The organism is Pseudarthrobacter sp. TE3704, assembly GCF_056279405.1.
In genome coordinates this window covers 175,413-195,914 of record NZ_JBWCCJ010000007.1, presented here as the reverse complement: position 1 = coordinate 195,914, position 20,502 = coordinate 175,413, and the positions used below count along the sequence as shown (strand labels likewise).

The window sequence follows — 20,502 nt, the reverse complement described above, 5'->3', positions numbered from 1 at the left end:
GCAGGGGGGACCTACGTCACCCCCTGCCCCCACCAAAATTACTGAGCGGATACCCTCGCTCGGCCCGGTTACGACCCCGCCTGCTGTGGGTGCAGGACCGGTTCTTGCTGTTTCTAGGCATCTTCGGCCCCCAATTTCAACGAAAGCGAGTCTTGCAATGCTCGGTCCCGGCCCTGAGGTGGTCCGCATCCGACGGGAAATAGTCGATGCTCATATCCACCATTGGGATCCATCCAACTTGGCTTGGTACCCTTTCCTCGATAGGGCCAAGCCGGACTCATTTCCAGAATTCGGTGATTTCTCGAAAATGGTAAGGAAGTTTGATCCGGCTACATTATTGGCCGAGTCGGAGCCTTTCCTGCTCCGCGGTTACGTCCACGTCGCTGCTGCAGCCCGCATGCACAGCATGGCGGAAACGGAATATCTCGCATCTTTCTTATCCAACGCCGAATGCCCTACCGTCCTAATCGGCACCCTAGATATTAGTCAGGCTTGGTCAGACATCGTTCAGCAACTCGACGCTCAGGTCAAACACCCCGAGTTCGTTGGCCTGCGGCTTCACCAGCGGTTTGACTATGGCTCAACGTTCGGCAAACGCTTGATGAAGATGCTGTCTGAGCGCAACCTCGTTTATGACCTGTGCGTAACCCCACCAGAGATGGTGACCTTCGCCCGGGAACTAAAAAAGTTTCCCGATTTGCAGATCGTCATCGAGCATACGGGACGCCCACTAGTCGCCGACGACGCGATGCACTTCCGTGACTGGTCCCAAGGAATGCGAGCCCTTGCTGACGGTGGCGAGAACGTATCATGCAAAATTTCTGGGCTAGCCATGACACTTCACAGTTTTGACCCTGCTGGCTTCCGGCCCTGGTTCGAGCGGACCTTCGAACTGTTTGGCGCCGAGCGAACCCTCCTGGCCAGCAACTTTCCGGTCGATGGTATCTGGGGGTCCTTTAGCGAGCTCTACCGGACCTACGAGAGCCTCTCAGCGGGGCTCTCTCTAGCGGAACAGGACGCCATTTTCCGTGCCAATGCCACACGGATTTATCAAATGACCGCAAGTGCGCCGCCCTCAGCCTCTTATCCCGTGAGCGCCGCAAACATTGGAGAAAAAAGATGACCACCGATTTGTCCATTTCCCAACGCATGGCCGACTTCATAAGTACGACGACCTTCGAAGATCTGCCTTCCGACGTGGTTGAGGCTACCAAGCGCTCCCTTCTGGACGCGGTCGGCGTCACCTTGGCGGCTAGCGGCATGGGGGAAGGAATTGAAGAATTCGCTGCTTTGATTGCTGCCGAGGAAGGACGTCAGGACAGCACGATCATCGGATTCAACATACGTGTCCCAGTTGCAAATGCTGCGTTAGTCAACGGGGCCATGGCGCATGCGGTCGACTTTGAGGATGCTTTCGATGAGGCACCTGTGCACCCAAACGCTCAGGTCATCCCCGCTGTTCTCGCCCTCGCTGAACGCCTCAACTCGTCCGGCAAAGCCCTGATAGCGGCGCTTGCGGTGGGATGCGATGTTACGTGCCGCCTCGGACTGGCGGCAGGAACAGAGATCAACAATCGAGGCTGGTACCCACCGCCTCTCCTCGGAACCATAGGTGCCACGGCTGGGTGCGCAAATCTCCTGAACTTGAGCCCCCGACAAACGATCGACGCGCTGTCGCTAGCAGTAATGCAGGCGACAGCCAGCGGCGAAATAAAGTTCAATCCCGCGTCAGTCATACGCGCAATCCGCGACTCATTCCCCGCCCAGGCGGCTGTTCGATCTGCTCAACTCGCCGAAGCAGGCATCAGAGGCTTCGATTTTCCCCTGGAAGGGAAGTCTGGATTCTTTGCCACCATGGCGGGAGGCACCTTCAACCCTCGGGCCCTGACTGATGGTCTGGGCTCGGAATATGCCGGAAAACGCGTCAGCTTCAAGCCCTGGCCGAGTTGTAGGGGCACGCATTCCTTTATTGAGGGGGCCATCTCTCTACGCAATGAGCTCACTTTGGATCAGATTGATCATGTGCGCCTCATTGGCTCCCCTGCCAACCAAATGCTCGCCAATCCGCGTGAGTCGAAAATAGCGCCCACCACAGCAATCGATGCCAAATTTAGCCTTATGTTCACTGTGGCAACTGCACTCGTTTATGGAGACGTCGAGTTGTCCTCCTTCTCAGCCTCTCGATTGTCAGACGAAAGAGTATTGGGACTGGCCCGACGAGTTGAATTTGTCTCGGATCCCGGGATGGCCGCCGCCGGCGACATGTCCGTAGGCACCATCGAAGTGCACCTGCTCGACGGGTCAACCCTCCGTCGGCGGGTTGAGAGGCCAAAAGGCCACCCTTCTGCCCCCATTTCAACCGAAGCCTTAGTGGACAAATTTGTAGCCTGTTTCGGTCTATCACGAAACGCTTCAGACCCTGGAGCAGGGCAAGCCACAGCCAAGTCGCTACTTTCCATTGATTCCCTCGATGGAGTCCGCACACTCTTGGGATCATTATGACTGTAATTAGCCCGTGCCCCAGACTTCTAAAGTAGCGGGCAGAAGCGGTTGCCCTGCCACCTAATGCTCATCTAAGACGGCTCGCTACTCGGTGGGCAAAGGACGCTCGTGGTGCGTCAACGGCCCCTTGCATTCTGCTCAGCGGCGGCATCTGATGTTCCCGCTGACGACCCGCCAACCGGTGCTGGCCAGCAGAGCTGCCCATTGATTGATTCGGCCGGGTGGCATCCGATTAGCCGGTTTAGGATCGTTACTCCTTTTTTTGCGACGCATGCGATGGGCGGACAGAGTCTCTGTTGGTCGGGCAGACATGGGACGGAGCGCAGCAGTCACCGGGTGGCGCTGCCCAGGGCCGGGAGCCTTGCTTGGGACCTATGGGCGCTGGCCCGGCAATTAAAGGCACCCATCCGTTCCTCGATCTTGGGCAATAGAACCCTGTTGGTCGCCCGGTTGCGGCCATGGGTTCCGCGTTAGGTCGGCGGTCTCCCTGTCACTCCTCGCGTTCTTCAACCGAGGGGGCTTCATTATTTACGCATGAGTCGGTCAGAGCGAACCATTGATGCGCATAATCCTTGACGCACGTCACATACTTTGACATCATTAACACACAGTTCGCAACGATGCGAACGGAGGGAGAAATCGTGAAACTGAACAAGGTGCTATCTCTGGCGCTTGTCACTACGTCAGCAACTGTCCTTGCCCTATCGGGCTGTTCAGCTGAGCCTGCTTCGTCCGATGGATCGTCTGACGGCGCCAAGCCAGCGGAATTCCGCGTGGGAGTCGTTGCTCCGGATGTTGCTTTTAGCGGGTTCTATAGTGCCATCGGGCCGTCCGGAGCCTTAGGCAAACAGCTAAAGGAGGATAACGTCAAGCTGTCTATCCAGGTCATTCCGAATGGGACCAACCTGGTGGCGGCCCTCCAGGGTGGTTCCATTGACGCGGCTGTAGTTTCAGGGTCAATAGTTATGTCCGTCGCAGCTCAGGGTGGGCAGATCGAACCCTTGATGAATATGTACAACGGTCCCGCGCAGCAAGTGATCGCGGCCACCGCACACGAGGCGGGACGAGGAACCGACGTTTCAAAGTTCGGGGAGGATCGGTGGGCGTTCACCCGGATCGGTTCGATTTCAGAGGTCGCTGCCAAACTCACCGCCGAAGGGGCGGGCTTGAAGTGGTCGGACATGGAGCACGTCCCACTAGGCAGCGGATCCGAAACGCAAGCAGTGCTTGAATCCAATCGAGCGGATATAGCCGCGACCAACCCATCAAATGCTGCAAAGGCAATAAAGACAAAGGTTGGGTATCTTGTGGCCAACCCTCAGGACGACGTGGCATCGCCAGTCGCTAACCAACTAAGTGCAGTCCTTGCCGCCACGCCGTCCTTCACAAGTAAGTATCCCGAGTTCACTCAGGACGTTGTTACAGGGCTCGTCTCCGACTTGGAAAAGCTCAAGAATGCGGGGTCGCCAGCAGATGTGCTCGGAACAATGCCCGCCGACTTTGTCGCCTCTGCATCAGAGACTTGGGACCTTCAGTGGAACATGTCGAAGTCAGGTGTGATCCGAGCAACAGGTGGGTTCTCAACAGAGGAGCTCGAACAGACCGTGGCGGGTGCTCAACTCGTTGCGGGTCTGCCGAGCGGCTATACGTTGCCACAGGACCTGTTCGACAATCGTTATGTATTGTCCGCTTTCAACTCCCTTGGCCTGCCCGTCCCGGCGGGAGTTGACAAGTGAGTTCCGCCGCAGCACAAGACCGAACGGACGCGCTCTTGTCGACACCTGAGAAGCTGGCACCCATACCCCCAGCAGTGGAACTGCGGAATGTCACCCAGGCGTTCACTTCCAAAGGAGTGCCGCGGGTAGTCGTAGACGGCGTGAACTTGAAGGTGGCCTCCGGCGAGTTTGTATCAATTGTGGGACCATCGGGGTGCGGAAAATCAACAATTCTCTATATGATTGCTGGCCTGCGACCCCCGCACAGTGGGGAGGCCTATGTCTTTGGGGAACAGTCAGGCATCCGTGGAAAGCTCAATAAGGATGTGGGCTTTGTCTTCCAAAGGGACGCCCTCTTGCCATGGAAGACTGCGGTTCAAAATGTAGCCTTGGGCTTGCGTTATCGCGGCGTTGGCAAGAGTGAAGCCCATCAGGAGGGCCAGGAGTGGTTGGCGCGAGTAGGCCTTAGCAAGTTCGCCGACTCATACCCCCACCAGCTGTCGGGCGGGATGCGCAAGCGTGTCGCAGTCGCAGCTTCGCTTGTGTTGAGGCCCAAAGTCCTCCTCATGGATGAACCATTCAGCGCCCTAGATGCTCAGACCCGGAACATCATGGAGAACGACCTGCTCGGGCTCTGGGAGGAGTCGAAGCAGACAGTCCTCTTTGTGACGCATGACCTTGAGGAAGCCATTGGCCTTTCTGACCGCGTTGTCACGCTAACGGCTGGACCAGGGAGGCTCCTCACGGACAGGGAAGTTGCTATCCCCCGTCCGCGGAATCTAATGGAAATTCGGTTCGCACCGGAGTTCACCCATATGCACGAACAGCTCTGGTCGGACCTTCGAGAGCAGGTCGCCCTTGCTGGGTCCGGTGGCGACTCCTCACCTGGCCATCAACCATGACCACTCAAGAGGTTCTCAGCGCCACAAACGATCTTGATGTTCCTACTGCGCGGCGGCCAACCAAAGCCCGAGGGTTGGTGTTTTTAGGCCAAGTTTCAATCTGGGTTGGTCTGCTGATTGGCTGGCAGTACCTTTCGTCTCTGCCAGGAATGCAGTCGCTTATCGGTTCGCCTGCCGGTGTCGTCGCAAGATTCGGCGAATGGTGGGCTGATCCGGCCTTCTGGGTGAATGTCGTGAGTACGACGACCAGCGCTCTACTGGGTTTCCTGGTCGGAGGCCTGGCGGCGTGCATCGCGGTTGTCCTGACATGGCCCTTTGCTTTCATGCGAACTTTTGTTTCGCCGTTTCTTTCAATCGGCAATGCTCTGCCGCGTATTGCCCTCGCACCGCTATTCATCCTGTGGTTCGGTATTGGTCCGGCTTCGTCAGTGGTCTTCGTAGTGACGATTATCTTCCTTATCGTCTACCTGAATATCTTTAACGGGCTGTCATCGATCGACCCGGTCTTTCGAGAAAACGCACGGGTGCTCGGCGCCAGCCGGCTGCAGTTGGCAACAACGGTTTACGTTCCCGCCGTCACTGCCTGGCTGATGACCAGCCTAAAGCTCGCAGTAGTTTGGTCAATCCTTGGTGCCGCGATGGCGGAGTACTTGGCCGGCGCGCAGGGCCTTGGCTCCTATTTGCGCGGAGGTGCGATAGTGGGCGACCCCAACATGCTCTTGGCCGCTGGCATCACCTTGGCCCTCTTATCCCTTCTCGCGGACCGGACTCTAGCCCTGGTCGAACGGAGATTCTCACAGTGGCGCATTTTCTAAGCACAGCGCATCCGCGAGCCCGGCGGTTGTCGATTGGACTACTGCAAGTACTCTTTGTGATTTTGCTGATTTCGAGCTGGCAGATACTTGCGAGCTCTGGAGTCATCAACGCCTTCGTTGTTGGAACGCCGCTAAAAATATGGGCCAATCTCGTCACGTGGGCTAATGATGGTTCCATTCTGGCGCACTCGGCGACGACGATGCTCGTCACCCTGGTCGGATACTTCATCGCTCTGGCTATCGGAGTAACGGTCGGCACGGTCGCCGGCACCGTCGAGTGGTTTGGTAAGGTAATTAGCCCGTTCACAACCTTTTGGCAGGGATTTCCGCGTCTGGTCTTTTATCCATTTTTCGCGGTCGCCCTCGGCTACTCAATCAGCTCACGGATGTTTTACGTCGCTTTTGTCATCGTCTTCGTGATAGTCATTAGCACCGCAGCCGGTGTTGCAGATGTCGATCCGGACGTAAACAACCATGCCCGCATCATAGGTGCCACCCGATGGGACATCATCAAAGATGTGCGCCTCCCAGCAGCTGTCCTCTGGGTGGGCACCTCAGCCCGAATAACCTTTGGATTCGCGGTACAGGCCGCTATCGTGGCCGAATTCACCGGGGCGAGTTCAGGTCTTGGCTATCTGATGATTTTGGGGCAGAACAGTTTCGATGTGAATATCGTCTGGGCGGCCATTCTCGTCGCTGTTGTATTCGCCGTAGCCGTAGATGCGCTCCTTGTATTCGTTCAGCGCTATTTTTCGCGTTGGAGGCCACAGGAGGCGTAAGGCCATCAAGGCAACTCAGGCAGAGGCACCAAGATTTGCCGCGCCTGGGCTCGAGGGTAGGCACATGTCGCTGCCTGCAAGAGTCGGGATTAACGCAGTGCGGTAATCCCGACGCCCGGCCAGTATGGCTGTGCTGGTTCAGCGCGAGAAACAACACGGGTGGGACGGCGGGTGATGAGGAAAATGATGAACTCGAATTACGTGCGCGGGTCAATGAACGACTCTGGATCCACTATTGCTTGGACCGTCGCGGTCCGGAGATCCTAACGTTGGCGGGGGGTTCTGGGTCCGAAGACTTGCTCATCACCCTCATCGGGACCTACTTCTTAGGGCAGGACCGGTCTATCCCATCAGTATTTCTGCTCAGGCTCTTGCAGGAATTTGATGTGACGACAGTTGGAGCCAGAAACCCTCATCAGCCGGCTGGCCGGGAGTGGGCTGCTTGAATTGCATTGACCATGACCCGCTGCTTCCAGCCGAACTACTTCCCGAAGACTGGCCGCCCACCACGGCTCGGCAGGCATTCGTAAACGTATACGATGGCTTGGCTGAGCTTGCAAACCACCGCTTCCGCAGTCTGCTAGCTAGCCGAATACTCAGCAGATCGTGCAGGCGAGTTCCGTTCCATGACAAGCACCGAACTGCTCGCAATGAACTTGCCGGCCAAGGGCCTTGGTCCCTTATCCGCCAGCGTTCAACTCTATGGACAAAGATTCAAGGGAACCGGAGAGCAGCGCGGCCGTGGCCATGAGACCAATGGCCTTCCGTCCTGGGAAGCGGCCCGAAACAATACGCAGCCCTTGAAGCCGATCGGTTTTCAACGTTCGTGAAGTCACCAAGTTCGCCGAAGAGGTCAAAATTGTTTTAGGTAAGGGAGATGGAAGGGCCTCCCCAACACCCTCCAGCGCGGATAGTCATGACGAGGCCTGAGAGACAGACATGACCTCTACGGCGATCGCCTCGGGCCTTCCCCCTTTATGTTGAAACGATCTGGGCGGAACGCTATATTCATGCGTGATAAAGGCATGGGCTCTGAAGCCTTGGAACACATAGTCCAGTTCATCCCATCGCGGACGATAGGTTACCGGCCCGTGTCGAGCTTGCTGAAAGTGCGGCGGCCGACCGTGACCGTTTAGCGAAACTTAATTAGTCCTAAGTGTGCTCTCTGGCAGGTAAGGTCCAAGCGGGTCTGAAGTCCTAATGAATTAGCGACTTGCGCAGGCAATAAGACTCAGTCCACTGTGACCAAGCCGTTAGCAGCGGAAGCAAAAATGGTCTGGTCATGAGATCCAAGAACTGTTGCAGGAAGTTTGGCGATGCGCCGGAGACTAGACCTGGCGTCCGAAGGCGACGACACCACCCCAGGCAGGATCGGGGGGTCGCATTCCAGATTGGACGCCACCGGAACCAGATCGCCTGCAAGAATGAAACTTCCACCGACGGTGTCCACGAGTATGCCCTGGCTCCCCGGAGTATGGCCAGGTAGATGCAGCACCGTGAGGCCGGGAAGCAACTTGAGATCGCCGTTGATCACTTCGAATTGATGAGTCGCATCGGCCCAGGATGGTGCGAGACCAATTGCGGGGGAATCGTAAGCCCGCTGTTGACCTTCAGGTGGCTGGAAGGCTGCGAGTAATTCGCGTTCCTGGATGATGACGCGGGCACCCGCGAAAAGTGGGATGTTCGAGGAGTGGTCCCAATGCAGGTGTGAAATGACTACGATGCGAACGTCCAAAGGATTGATACCCAGAATCTCCAAGGCGGATTCAGGTGACTCCCTTGGCGCCCGCTCGAGGGCCAGCCCATGGCGAAGAACGCCGGGGCTGCCCGGCGGAGGGGTTCCTGTGTCGAACACGACGATCCCTTCCTCTGATTGAAGGATCCACATGATGATCGGCGCCACCGTGAGGCTGTTATCGGCATCCTCTGACAGCACGGCCCGAGGAACATGGAGCGCCCCAACCCGCGCAGCCGTAATTTTCCACCGAAGTTCCATGCAACTCCCTTCCACTATGCACATTCGGTTGTAACGCACATCACTGTAATGTTAGTATTCTAGCCTGTCGTAAGTTCAACTCGCACAAGGACGTGTACTGTGAAATTTCGAACGAATCTCTCTGCCGCCGCAGTAGCCGCCTCTGCACTGCTGCTGACCTCCTGCGCGTCAGGCGCCACTCCGAGCAGCACCCAGGCTCCGTCGGCCGGCTCCGATACGCTCTACAACGAGTTGCCCCAAAAGATCAGGGACGCCGGCGAACTCATTGTTGCTGCAGACGCTCACCCGCCCTACAGGAACGTCGCGGCTGACGGCAAAGTGACGGGAATTGACCCGGATCTGTGGGATGCCTTGGGTAAGGAACTCGGAGTCAAGATCAGCTTTCAGCCGGCCGCAGCGCTTCCTGCTATCCTCACTGGCCTGGATACAGCGCGCTACGACGCCTACAACGGACCCATCGCCGCGACCGCCGACCGCGAAGCCAAATACGACATGGTTGCCTGGCTAAAGAATGACGTCAGTTATCTTTTCCCCACTGCTGACGGCAAGAAAATCGGTGGCATTCAGGACGTATGCGGGAAGAAAGTCGCTCACGGCGTAGGGAACATCATCGAAGGTGAAGTCGCAAAGCTCAACCAATGGTGTGAAAGCACAGGACGGCCGAAGGCCGAAACCATGCCCTTGAAAGACACCTCTGCCACCATCCTGGCCCTGGCTTCCGGTCAAGCGGACGTGGCTGCCATGCCCGAAACGTCCGCCGTCGACGCCATGACCGCAACGCCGGACAAGTATGACTATGTGATCCAGGGAGCCGAGCAGGGCTCCTCAACCAAGTATCAGTCACTGATCACTCCGATCAACTCTGGCCTGGGTGGCGTGATGCTCAAGGCCTTCGAGCGGATCTTCGCCAACGGATCCTACGATTCGGTCGTCGACAAATGGAAGCTTGACCGGGTTAAAGTCGATGCCCCCTCCATAAACCCCGAAACAAAGCGAGAACCGCAAGCGGCTGAAAAGGGCTAAACGGTGATGACTACTAAAACCGAACACGTCCCGCCACCGTCCTCCCTGGATGATGTGGCCGCTGCAAAAAAGCGTTTCCGCCCAGCCCGGCTCGCAACCACTGTCATCGTGCTGCTGATCGCAGTGCAGTTACTCGTTTTTATGGTGACGAACGAAAAATTCGAGTGGAACGTGGTAGCCGAGTACCTGTTCTACCCGACCGTTCTGATGGGTGTAGGCGTCACGCTCCTGCTCACGTTCGTGGGGATGGTCCTGGGCTCTGTGTTGGGAACGTTCATAGCGGCAGGCCAGCTGAGCGGGTCCCGGACCGCCCGTTGGTTCTGCAAAGTCTTTGTCGGCGTATTCCGCGGCGTGCCACCGCTGGTGCAGCTCATATTCTGGTTCAACCTGGCTTACCTCGTCCCCCGAATCGAGCTTGGCGTGCCTTTCGCCGCGCCGATCTTTTCGCTTCCCACGAACACCGTCATGACGCCCTTGATGGCCGCTGTGATCGGGCTGACCCTGCATGAGGCGGCATACATGTCCGAAATTATCCGGGCCGGAATCATTTCCGTTGACCGCGGTCAACTCGACGCCGCGAAGGCCATGGGCTTCACGTCCGCGCAGGCGTTCCGCAAGGTCACCCTTCCGCAGGCCATGCGTGTCATCATTCCTCCCACCGGGAGCCAGGTTATCGGGCTCCTGAAGGGAACCTCCCTTGTAAGCGTCATTGGAATGACCGACCTGCTCCTTTCCACCCAACTGATCTACAACCTGAACTACAAAATAGTTCCGCTGATTATTGTTTCCGTCGTCTGGTACTTGGCCGTGGTCTCGATCCTGACTGTGGTTCAAAGAAGGGTCGAGGAGAAATTCGGTCAAGGCCACGCCCAGACCTCCCCCACCCGCACCGCCCAGAAGCTCCAACTAGCGAAAGCCCTTGAACAGTGACCACATCGACAGGCAAAACCGTGTTGCAGGTACGGAACCTCAAGAAGTCATTCGGTGGTACTCCAGTCTTGGAAGGCGTAAACCTGGACCTGCACGAAGGAGAAGTACTGGCGATCCTCGGCCCGTCGGGATCGGGAAAATCGACGCTCGCTCGATGCATCCACATGCTTGAAACCATCGACGGCGGAGCAGTTTACCTCGACGACGAGATGCTCGGCTACGAAGAACACCACGGCCAACTGCGAGAGCGTTCTGAGCGGAACATCTCCGCCCAGCGGGCAAAGCTCGGAATGGTCTTCCAGCAGTTCAACCTGTTTCCGCACTGGACAGTACTGCGGAACATCACCGAAGCCGCCGTCACCGTTCACCACCAGCCAAAGGATGCAGCAAGGGAACGTGCTCTTTACCTGCTGCACGAGATGGGGCTGGGCGACAAGGCCAACTCCTATCCCAAGCAGCTCTCGGGCGGCCAGCAGCAACGAGTAGCCATCGCGCGAGCGATTGCAACGCGTCCCCGCGTCCTCCTCTTCGACGAGCCGACCAGTTCCCTGGACCCTGAACTGGTCGGCGACGTCCTTGGCGTCATGCGCAGGCTGGCTGAGAGGGGAACGACAATGATCGTTGTGACCCATGAAATGGACTTTGCCCGCGATGTCGCTGACCGCTGCATCTTCATGGCCGGCGGCAAGATAGTTGAAGAAGGAAAGCCCGATGCCTTCTTCCAAAACCCCCAGTCCGACCGGCTCAAGGCCTTCCTGGCCCGTCACATTGGCACAGCCAGCAGCAATCAGCCGACATAGAGAACACGATTCGTCAGAGCGCGAGCCGAGCGGGCGTGGCGCCGAAGCGCGGGGGCAGCCATGACAACACCAGATACAAGCAAAAAGCAACGGCTAAGCCTCGCAGGCTTTGTAGTCGCAGTCGCGTTTACCGTGTTGTCCCTCGCCGACATGAGCAAGTTCAACGTAGCGATTCCCGACGTCAGAGAATCAACAGGAGCCACCCCAACACAACTGCAGCTGATCGTGTCCGGCTACATCCTCGCATTCGGATTGACGCTCATTCCGGCAGGACGACTGGGCGATGTCCGCTCACGCCGCGGCCTGCTCCTTTTCGGAATGGCGCTCTACACGCTGTCGAGTCTGGCATGCGCCGTGTCACCCACGCTTGAAGTTCTGGTCCTGTCCCGGCTCGCCCAAGGGGTGGGAGCGGGACTCCAGTCACCCCAGATCATAGGACTGATCCAGGACCACTTCACGGGCCCTGAACGTGGCCGCGCCTACGGTGCGTTCGGGGCCCTGGTGGGCGTGGCCACAGGTGTTGGCCCGGCCCTGGGCGGGGCAATTCTCGCTCTCGGAGGCGGAAACGCCGACAACTGGCGCCTGTTGTTCTGGGCCAATGTTCCGATCGGAGCGCTTGGCCTGATAGTCACACTGCTGCTCGTCCCCAGGGGTACACCGAGGCCCAGGAAAGCGACAATGGACCCGCTGGGTCTTTTCTTACTCGGGGCCACCATCGTCGCTTTCATGTTGCCCGTCATACTGACGACCGGAGCCCCAGAGGATAGCCCCTTGCGATGGATCTGCGTGGCAGTCGGCTTCCTCGCCGCATACAGCTTCATCAGATGGGAAAAGTCGTACTCGGCATCCGGTAGGCAGCCCCTGGTGCCCATGAAGATGCTTCAACTGCCCACTTTCCGCCGCGGAATTCTCGTCGCATCGCTATTCAATGTGGCCATGGCGGCAGGATTTATCGTTGTCATGATGTTCCTGCAGGAGACCGGGGTCGATCCCGTGTCCGCCGGTATTGCCACAGTTCCCTTCGCTCTCACGTCGGCTGTGACATCCGCCGCCATCGGCCGGCGCATCGATAAATTCGGACCAGCGCTCATCGTCGCCGGCGTCTCCGTCATGATGCTCGGATACGCGCTGGTGGCAATATCGGCAGTGTTGGCGCCTCATGATCTTCGCTGGATCTTCATCACCGGATCGCTTGCGCTGGCAGGAACAGGAGGAGGTGCAGTCGCTGCCCCGAGCCTGGCCGTCGCCATGCGTGACACCGACGCCGCCTTCGCTGGTGTGGCTGGATCTGTTGTCCAGACCGGACAACGACTGGGCACGGCGGTGGGTGCCAGTCTGGGTATTGCCGCCTATTTTTTCCTACTCCAACTCAGTGAACCGGGCACTCCCGTCCTTGACACTCACCGGCTGGCAATCTCAGGTACCTTCATTGTCTTGGTCGCAATTCTTCTCCTGAGCCTGCTCATCGCCTGGGTCGGACTCCTGTCCCCAGCGGGACAGAGAGTCGGAGGCAGAATGCGTTCCGAAATTGTCCAGGAGCGACACCAACGTCAGTAAGGTCACGGACTCCATCAGGACGGGTTGAGGTACGTCGTCTGCACGGAAGCCAGAAGCCGGCCATCATCCAAGGACGTCACCGTCGTATCAGTCAGAATAAGGGTCTTCCCCGCCTTGATCAGCCGCGCTTTGGCTTCCGCGGTGCCGCTCCGGACGTTACCCAGCAGATGAACGTTGGACTGGACGGCAAGAGGAAATTGTTCCGGCAGCATCTGCTCCATGGCCAGGAAGGTCCCTGCGATGTCGGCAAGACCGAACAAGGAAGCGGCGGAGAACATGCCGGCAGGCTGGGAAATGGCCGGCCGCAGGGCCAGGCGGAGGACAACAGATTCGCTGTCACCTGAAACGGGCGTAATACCTAGGGTGACGGCGATGTCCTCCCTGCCGAGACAGAAACGTTCCCATTTGCGTACAAAGCTCTGATCAGCTCGGGCGCTAGCGGACATGTTCATCTTTGAAGTCCTTATCGTTCGCTGGAAATGTGTTGCTCACATCACACTGTAATGTTAGCATTACAGCAGCTTTTGAGAAACAGGTTCGGCTCGACGGAGAGACGCAATGACCAGAACATCCATCGACGTAATGCTTGTCGGGGACCTCGTCCTTGACGGGCCCGACATCCAGCGGCATTTCGACAACACCCGCGAGACCCTTTCCATGGCCGATGTGGCCGTGGGGCATGTGGAAGTCCCGCATACCCTGACCGGGGCGCAGGCCGTCTTCGCCTCACCTGCGCCCCTCATCGACCCTGCAAATCTTGATGCCGTAGGAGCAGCTGGTTTCGATATCTGCACGCTGGCGGGAAATCATATTTATGACCGCGGGCAAACGGGAATTGAAGACACCGTGGAGGCGCTGGAATCTCAGGGAATTCTGACGACCGGCGCCGGGCTCAACATCGACCACGCCCGCCGTCCGGCCATCATTGCGAGGGGGGGACGGAAGGTCGGAGTGCTGAGCTACAACTGCGTGGGGACCAGGGAAACCTGGGCTTCGGCAGGTAAGGCAGGGTGCGCGTTCGTCCGCATCCTGTCGCATTACGAGCTGGACTACGCCAGTCCCGGAAGCCCTCCGGAGGCTTTTACGTTTGCAGAACCTGCCTCCCTGGAAGCCATGGAGCAGGATATCCGCCAGCTCCGTGAGCTGGTTGACGTTGTCGTAGTCGCGCTCCACAAGGGTCTTGTCCACACACCTGCAACAATCGCTGACTACGAAAAGCAAGTTGCACACGCCGCCGTCGACGCCGGGGCGGACATCGTTATCGGACACCACGCCCACGTCCTTCAAGGCATCGAGTTATACAAAGGGAAACCGATATTTCACGGCCTGGGGAACTTCGTGACTACAACGCCGGCCCTGAACGTCTCCAACAACAACGACCCCGACGCACTCGCCTGGGCCAAACGCCGCAGAAAACTATTCAACTTCGAACCAAGTCCGGGCTACGAAAAATACCCCTTCCACCCGGAAGCGAAACATGCCTTTATCGCCGCAGTAACCATAGGAAACAACGGCGATATCACACCCGGGTTTCTCCCCTGCGTCATCGGACCGGACGCCAGCCCGCGTCTGGTTGGCCGCACCCCTGAGGGGCAAGCGGTCGCCGAGTACGTCAAGACCATCACCCGCGAGTCGGGCTTCCCCACTACCTTCACCTGGGACGGGGACCGGGTCCTGGTGGCCTGAGAGGCCGCAGCAGAAATCACAGATTTTACTCAAAGGAGCACCATGTCGCATACCGACACCACGTCGCGGGCACTTGAAGACGTTGCCGATCACTATGAAAACCCGGAGCGCGCTGCCCGGGAACACAAATCCAACAACGGAAAAGTTGTCGGCTACCTATCCAACAACGTCCCCGTCGAACTCATCGTCGCGGCCGGTCTCTTCCCCGTCGAAATCAAAGGCGACCCAAACAAGGGCACCGAGGCCGGGGACATCTACATGGAGCCGTTCCACGACGGACACATACGATCAATATTCTCCCGCGCCCTTGCTGGAGACTTTGACTTCCTTGACCTGCTCGTCATCCCCAGAAGCTCCGAGGGCTACCTGCAGCTCTACTACTATCTTCTGGAAGCAAAAAAATGGCAGCCGGAACTCCGCCTTCCGGAAATCCATCTCTTCGATCTGCTGCAAACGCCGTTCTGGATCTCCGGACGATACGACCGCAAGCAAATCGACTCCCTCAAGAACAAGCTGACCGAAATCGCTGCTGCTCCCCTCGGGCCAGACGACGTACGACGCGGGATAGAAGCAGTCAACGCCTCAAGGGTACGTCTTGAGCGGATCAACTCCCTACGCCGCGAGTTCCCCCCCAGAATTTCCGGAACCGACATGCTTCGTCTCATCCGGACATCAGGCTTCCTTGACCGGTTCAAGTACAACGCCCTGCTGGACACAGTCCTTGAAAATTCGCAGGCAGCGCCCGGCATCCCGGGGCCACGACTAATGGTCAAGGGAACCCAGCACGACTCCACCGAATTCTACGAACTCCTTGAGGGCCTCGGAGCCGTCGTCGTGGCCGATGACCACTTCTCAGGTGAAAGATCATTTGAGTATTCCGTCGAAACGCACCAGGACAGCGACCTGGAAGCACTCACCCGAAAGTACCAGCAGTTCAGCGCCAGCCCACGCTCCTATCCGCAATCAGACCAGGATGCCAGGTTCATACAAATCGCCAAAGAAGCCGCGGTGGATGCAGTGATCTTCTACCTCGAGGAGAACGACGACACCTTCGGATGGGATTACCCCGGCCAAAAGCGGCTGCTCGACGAGGCTGGAATACCTTCCCTCTACCTGAAATACCAGCCGTACTTCTCACCCGATCATCAGGCACAGCGCAACGAAGTCACCAAATTCCTGCGGCAGATCGAATCTGGAACCGCGCCGGCCTTCACCCAGGAGATGCAGTGAACAACCCTTCAACCACCAAGGCCCTGCAGGCCCCAGCCACACAGCGCCTCCAATCCAGCAAGCTGGCAGCAGACAAGCAGAAAGCATGGTTCGGTGACTTCCGCACCCGTGCGATGCAGAACGGCGAGCCATACATCATCGCCGACGGCGCAGCTCCCCACGAAATCGCGCACGTCATGGACATCCCGGTCGTCTCGACTGTCTGGTACTCCGCAATTATCGCCGCCAAAAAACTCTCACCCCGCTACTTCGGGCTTGCAGACCGCCTGGGCTACCACGAACGATTGGCACGCTACGTAAGCCTGCCTCTCTTCAGCACCCTGGACAATGACGCGGACGTCGCGCCCTACGGGGGACTTCCCAAGCCCCTGCTTCTACTGAGCCGCTTCCGGGGCGACTTCAGCCAGAGAATCTTCGAGCAGTGGGCGCAGGCATACGACGTGCCCCACTACCCCATCGACTGCAGCTCAGTGGTGAAACTCGGAGACAACTGGTGGGATGAGAACCAATACAACTGGGAAGAATTCTTCGGCACTGAACGGCTGGACCACCAGGTTGAGCAGCTCGAAGGACTGATCCGGGTCCTGGAAACCCTTACCGGCAAAGTCTTTGACTACGACGAGCTCACCCGGCAGATGCACCTGTCGAACGAGCTTGGTGAGGTGATCCGGGAAACCGCAGATCTGATTGCCGGCGCAGATAAGCTTCCCGTTTCGCTCAAGGACCAACTCCCCAACGTCATGACACCCACATGGCACCGCGGGTCACAGTGGTCCGTGGACCACCTGCGCACCTACCGCGACGAGGTGAAGAAGCGGATCGAGGAAGGTGTCGCCATCTGCCCAGACGAAAACGTCCGACTTATGTGGCTGAACAATGGCCTGTGGTTCGACACGGACTTCTACCGTGCCTTCGAGGAGAAGTACGGCGCAGTCTTCGTATGGTCTATGTACACCGACTTCGTCGCCGACGGATACCGCCGATACTTCAAAGACGATCCGCTGAGGGCTTTGGCTGCCCGGCACCTCACGGTGAACGAACAGCTCCATCTTCCCGGCTGGATGAATGACTACGTCGTCAAAAAGGCCAAGGATTTCAGGATTGACGGGGCAGTACTCCTTATTTCGGACGGCGACCGCGCACAGGCGACAGCGGCCAATTTCTCCCGCCTGGCGCTCGAAGCAGCAGGTATCCCCGTCCATGTTCTCCACGCCAACACAGTCGATGAGCGGCTATGGGACGCCGAAGGACAAAACGCAGCAATGGGCGAATTCATTGAACAGCGGATCCTGCCCCGGAAGTAACTGACCGTCCCGACCCCGGGCCCGCCCGCCCTACTTATCCGGCTGGGAGCATACCCCGGACCGCTCATGATCTAAGAGGAACAACATGGAACAAACGAAGGTCGCTCCGGCCCCCGAGACCCCCAAGTCCAGCGCACCGCCCAAGCCCCTGGAGGACGTCGTAGTACTCGATGTAACCCTCGCCTTGTCCGGTCCGTACGCGACCCTGCTTCTCGCAGGCCTCGGCGCCCGCGTGATCAAGGTGGAAAATCCCCAGGGTGGTGACGCGGCGCGCGAGAATTCCCCCTACTACGGACGCGATGGGGTGAACTTGGGACGACAGCACCCAGATGACGTGTCCCTGGCCGCGCTGAGTCGGCTCCGCAACAAGGAAGCCGTCACGCTCAACCTCAAATCCCCGGAAGGGCAGGCCATTTTCCGGCAGCTGGCCGCTAAAGCAGACGTTCTGGTGCAAAACTTCAGTTTCGGAACCATGGAAAAACTGGGGCTTGGCTACGACGTCATCCGGAAGATCAATCCCCGAATCGTCTATTGCTCGATCAGCGGCTTTGGCTCGGAAACCACCCCCGGTGGCGGCAAAGCAATGGACTCCATCATCCAGGGCCTGAGCGGAGCCATGCTCTCAACCGGAGAACCGGACGATCCGCCCGTTCGAATCGGATTCCCGATCGCGGATCTCGCAGCACCACTGTTCGGAGTTATCGGCATACTGTCGGCCCTGCACCAGGCCAAGCGCACGGGCATCGGTCAGCATGTTGATGTGTCAATGCTCGGAGCCCTCACCTCCCTGGTTGCCGTGGAACCTTGGGCGACCATGGAGGCGCTGAACATCCCGACCCGCACAGGCAGCAGCATGCCCCGGTTGGCACCCTTCGGGAACTACCGGACCATGGACGGCTTTGTGGTCATCTGCGCTCCCCTTGATGCTTTCTCCCGTGGCCTTTTCTCCGCAATGGGACAAATCGAGCTCATCAATGATCCCCGCTTCGCCAGCCGCGACGACCGGGTCCGGAACTCCCGCGAACTTGACGCTTTGATCGAAGAGTGGACCTCATCCATGTCCACTGCCGATGCCATCGCTGCGCTTCAGGCAGCAGGCGTCCCGGCGGGTGAGGTACGGACGCCAAAGACCGCAGTATCAGACCCCGTAACGGTGCGGCGCGGCGAAACTGCGCCACTAACGCATCCCCTCTACCCGAACGCGGATCCGGTCTACGGCCCCGGCGTGCCAATCGTGTTCTCGGGAGCCACCGTAGGCTTTGACCAGGCACCGCCCAAACTTGGCGCCCACACCGATGTCGTTCTTACTGAGCTGCTGGGATTTAGCGCGGAGGAAATCAGTACGTTGCGGGGCCGAGGTGCCATATAGACTGACGGTCGTTCATTTCAACGAGAAACCAGCGGCGGTAACAAGATGACAGACGCAAGCGAGTTCGCCTCGACCGCAGGCACCTTGTCCGGCAGGATCTACGCCGTCATTAAGGACAGGCTGCTTCACGGCGTCTATCAACCGGGACAACGGCTACCGATCGAGACTTTGGCCCAGGAATTTGGTGTCAGCAAGCAACCCGTCCGGGAGGCGTTCAGGGCGTTGTCAGCGGATGGGCTGCTGGATATCAAACCCCAAATCGGTTCCATTGTGGCCGCCTACTCCCCCAAGGAGTTTGCGCTGTTCTACCGGGTCCTGGCCGGCTATGAACGCGCCGCTGCCGAAGCGGCGGCCGTGAACGCAACTGATGAACAAATCAGCCAGCTCCGGGCCTTTTTGCACGCCTCAGAAAGCCGTCAACTTCACGCTAATCCAACCGATCAGCTCCCCGAGTTCCGGCGCAGCAACCGGGAGTTTCACGCCATGGTACACGCCATGGCCAACTCCAGACTTCTGACGATCCAAGGGCAGCGGTTGTGGGACCTGAGCGATTTTCTGCTGAGTTCCCTGCAGGGTCAGGACGGGGTTCGTGCACTGGCACCGAAGCAACATACTGAACACTGGGACATAGTTGACGCATTCGAGAGCCGAGATTCTGAACGGGCCGGTCTCATAATGCTGGACCACGTAAACAGAATCGCCGAAATGACCGCTCACCGGGTGTAAGCCGGAGCCGACAGCCATTGATCCAAAACCCGGCCAACGAGCGGTGAGGAGCCTGGTTGGCCCTGAAAGAACGAGACCTCTTCAAGGACGTCCAAAACAAGGAACCACAGCGCCCCATCGAAGGACCGCAATGTTAGCTGCCGTAGCAACTGCCCAGAACGCGGCCGATCCGCTCTCCTGCCTGAAGTTGATGGAAGTTCCGATCCCCTCCGCCGGCCCCGGCTGGACCCGAATCCGGGTCAGGGCTTCGTCCCTGAACATGCACGACATCTGGACACTCCGGGGCGTAGGACACAACCCGGATAACCTGCCAATCATTCTGGGCGGAGACGCCGCAGGGGTCACTGATGACGGACGCGAAGTATTGGTTTATCCAATCATTGGCGACGCCGTAGCCGGAGGCGGGGACGAAACGCTCGATCCGAACCGGGCTCTGCTCTCGGAAACGATTGACGGAGCATTCGCAGAATATCTGTTAGTCCCCGACCGTTGCCTCATCGACAAGCCGTCCTCTTTGAGCTTCGAAGAGGCAGCTTGCCTCCCGGTCGCCTGGTCCACGGCATACCGCATGCTGTTTACCCAAGCACGTATTTCAGCCGGCGACCGTGTGCTTGTACAAGGAGCGGGCGGCGGCGTGGCCTCCGCGGCCATTGGACTCGCAGCCGCTGCGGGGGCGATTGTTTACGCAACCAGCCGAACCGAGTCCAAGCGCCGGTTCGCGTTGGAGCTAGGCGCCCATGAGGTTTTTGAACCAGGTGCCCGCCTGCCTGAACGCGTGGATGCCGTAATCGAGACTGTCGGTGAGGCGACTTGGGCGCATTCGCTGCGGTGCCTGCGTCCTGGCGGCGCGGTTGTCGTCGCAGGAGCGACCAGTGGAGTGAATCCTGAGGCCGAGCTTGGCCGGATTTTCTACCAGCAGCTAAGGATCCTCGGTTCCACTGGTGCAACAAAGCAGGAGACCGAGGCCATGCTGGGACTACTGGAGACATCCGGGACCCGGCCCCGTATTGACCGGGTGCTCCCGCTCTCCCGCATCCACGAGGGGTTCCGGGCAATGATCAATGGTGAAACTACCGGGAAGATTGTCGTTGCAGTTCCAGGGTGAACCCCTCTGGACTCCGGCTGCCACCCTACCTTGAGTCAAAGCCGCTAAGTACGCCGGGCGCTG

Annotated in this window: 19 protein-coding genes; 17 read left to right on the top strand and 2 right to left on the bottom strand. The window is 58.5% G+C overall.

Annotated elements, in window-relative coordinates; translation table 11 throughout:
- Window positions 1-157 precede the first annotated feature (157 nt).
- The 7 genes from ACZ9BC_RS18480 to ACZ9BC_RS18450 all read left to right on the top strand — a co-directional run bounded on the left by ACZ9BC_RS18480 (window position 158) and on the right by ACZ9BC_RS18450 (window position 7,464).
- Window positions 158-1,123 (top strand): amidohydrolase family protein, encoded by a 966-nt coding sequence (locus ACZ9BC_RS18480; RefSeq protein WP_476247203.1) that lies wholly within the window; start codon window positions 158-160, stop codon window positions 1,121-1,123.
- On the top strand, window positions 1,120-2,502 hold the full coding sequence (locus ACZ9BC_RS18475) for an MmgE/PrpD family protein (RefSeq protein ID WP_476247202.1): 1,383 nt from the start codon (window positions 1,120-1,122) through the stop codon (window positions 2,500-2,502). Before ACZ9BC_RS18480 ends, ACZ9BC_RS18475 begins: the two co-directional genes overlap by 4 nt.
- A 641-nt stretch (window positions 2,503-3,143) precedes the next feature.
- Complete coding sequence (locus ACZ9BC_RS18470) at window positions 3,144-4,238, top strand: ABC transporter substrate-binding protein (protein WP_476247201.1); 1,095 nt, start codon at window positions 3,144-3,146, stop codon at window positions 4,236-4,238.
- On the top strand, window positions 4,235-5,119 hold the full coding sequence (locus tag ACZ9BC_RS18465; protein ID WP_476247200.1) for an ABC transporter ATP-binding protein: 885 nt from the start codon (window positions 4,235-4,237) through the stop codon (window positions 5,117-5,119). Before ACZ9BC_RS18470 ends, ACZ9BC_RS18465 begins: the two co-directional genes overlap by 4 nt.
- A complete protein-coding gene (locus ACZ9BC_RS18460; RefSeq protein WP_476247199.1) occupies window positions 5,116-5,934 on the top strand; it encodes an ABC transporter permease in 819 nt (272 codons plus the stop codon). Before ACZ9BC_RS18465 ends, ACZ9BC_RS18460 begins: the two co-directional genes overlap by 4 nt.
- A gap of 56 nt (window positions 5,935-5,990) precedes the next feature.
- Window positions 5,991-6,713 carry an ABC transporter permease gene (locus ACZ9BC_RS18455; protein ID WP_476247198.1) on the top strand — a complete coding sequence of 241 codons (723 nt, stop codon included), beginning with the start codon at window positions 5,991-5,993 and terminating at the stop codon, window positions 6,711-6,713.
- A 433-nt stretch (window positions 6,714-7,146) separates the two neighbouring features.
- Window positions 7,147-7,464, top strand: a complete 318-nt coding sequence (locus tag ACZ9BC_RS18450) for a PaaX family transcriptional regulator C-terminal domain-containing protein (RefSeq protein ID WP_476247197.1) — start codon at window positions 7,147-7,149, stop codon at window positions 7,462-7,464.
- 480 nt (window positions 7,465-7,944) lie between these two features.
- Here ACZ9BC_RS18450 and ACZ9BC_RS18445 read toward each other — a convergent pair whose 3' ends face one another.
- Window positions 7,945-8,709, bottom strand: coding sequence for an N-acyl homoserine lactonase family protein (locus ACZ9BC_RS18445; protein ID WP_476247196.1), 765 nt, complete (start codon window positions 8,707-8,709; stop codon window positions 7,945-7,947).
- A gap of 99 nt (window positions 8,710-8,808) precedes the next feature.
- On the opposite strand from ACZ9BC_RS18445, the gene ACZ9BC_RS18440 reads away from it, so the two are divergent.
- From ACZ9BC_RS18440 to ACZ9BC_RS18425, 4 genes are all read left to right on the top strand, one after another.
- On the top strand, window positions 8,809-9,732 hold the full coding sequence (locus ACZ9BC_RS18440; RefSeq protein ID WP_476247195.1) for a transporter substrate-binding domain-containing protein: 924 nt from the start codon (window positions 8,809-8,811) through the stop codon (window positions 9,730-9,732).
- A gap of 6 nt (window positions 9,733-9,738) precedes the next feature.
- Window positions 9,739-10,662: an amino acid ABC transporter permease gene (locus ACZ9BC_RS18435; protein WP_476247194.1), complete on the top strand. Its 924-nt coding sequence runs from the start codon at window positions 9,739-9,741 to the stop codon at window positions 10,660-10,662.
- Window positions 10,663-10,730: 68 nt separating this feature from the next.
- The gene (locus ACZ9BC_RS18430) at window positions 10,731-11,462 is read left to right on the top strand and encodes an amino acid ABC transporter ATP-binding protein (RefSeq protein ID WP_476247193.1); all 732 of its coding nucleotides are present in this window, start codon (window positions 10,731-10,733) and stop codon (window positions 11,460-11,462) included.
- A 60-nt stretch (window positions 11,463-11,522) separates the two neighbouring features.
- The gene (locus tag ACZ9BC_RS18425; RefSeq protein WP_476247192.1) at window positions 11,523-13,019 is read left to right on the top strand and encodes an MFS transporter; all 1,497 of its coding nucleotides are present in this window, start codon (window positions 11,523-11,525) and stop codon (window positions 13,017-13,019) included.
- A gap of 14 nt (window positions 13,020-13,033) precedes the next feature.
- Here ACZ9BC_RS18425 and ACZ9BC_RS18420 read toward each other — a convergent pair whose 3' ends face one another.
- Window positions 13,034-13,471 (bottom strand): PaaI family thioesterase, encoded by a 438-nt coding sequence (locus ACZ9BC_RS18420; RefSeq protein ID WP_476247191.1) that lies wholly within the window; start codon window positions 13,469-13,471, stop codon window positions 13,034-13,036.
- Window positions 13,472-13,577: 106 nt separating this feature from the next.
- On the opposite strand from ACZ9BC_RS18420, the gene ACZ9BC_RS18415 reads away from it, so the two are divergent.
- The 6 genes from ACZ9BC_RS18415 to ACZ9BC_RS18390 all read left to right on the top strand — a co-directional run bounded on the left by ACZ9BC_RS18415 (window position 13,578) and on the right by ACZ9BC_RS18390 (window position 20,439).
- On the top strand, window positions 13,578-14,705 hold the full coding sequence (locus ACZ9BC_RS18415; RefSeq protein WP_476247190.1) for a CapA family protein: 1,128 nt from the start codon (window positions 13,578-13,580) through the stop codon (window positions 14,703-14,705).
- Between the two features lie 42 nt (window positions 14,706-14,747).
- A complete protein-coding gene (locus tag ACZ9BC_RS18410; protein ID WP_476247189.1) occupies window positions 14,748-15,935 on the top strand; it encodes a 2-hydroxyacyl-CoA dehydratase subunit D in 1,188 nt (395 codons plus the stop codon).
- A complete protein-coding gene (locus ACZ9BC_RS18405; protein WP_476247188.1) occupies window positions 15,932-17,239 on the top strand; it encodes a 2-hydroxyacyl-CoA dehydratase in 1,308 nt (435 codons plus the stop codon). Before ACZ9BC_RS18410 ends, ACZ9BC_RS18405 begins: the two co-directional genes overlap by 4 nt.
- A gap of 85 nt (window positions 17,240-17,324) precedes the next feature.
- Complete coding sequence (locus ACZ9BC_RS18400) at window positions 17,325-18,608, top strand: CaiB/BaiF CoA transferase family protein (RefSeq protein WP_476247187.1); 1,284 nt, start codon at window positions 17,325-17,327, stop codon at window positions 18,606-18,608.
- Between the two features lie 45 nt (window positions 18,609-18,653).
- Window positions 18,654-19,334: a GntR family transcriptional regulator gene (locus ACZ9BC_RS18395; protein ID WP_476247186.1), complete on the top strand. Its 681-nt coding sequence runs from the start codon at window positions 18,654-18,656 to the stop codon at window positions 19,332-19,334.
- 130 nt (window positions 19,335-19,464) lie between these two features.
- Window positions 19,465-20,439, top strand: a complete 975-nt coding sequence (locus tag ACZ9BC_RS18390) for a zinc-binding dehydrogenase (RefSeq protein WP_476247185.1) — start codon at window positions 19,465-19,467, stop codon at window positions 20,437-20,439.
- Window positions 20,440-20,502: the final 63 nt, after the last annotated feature.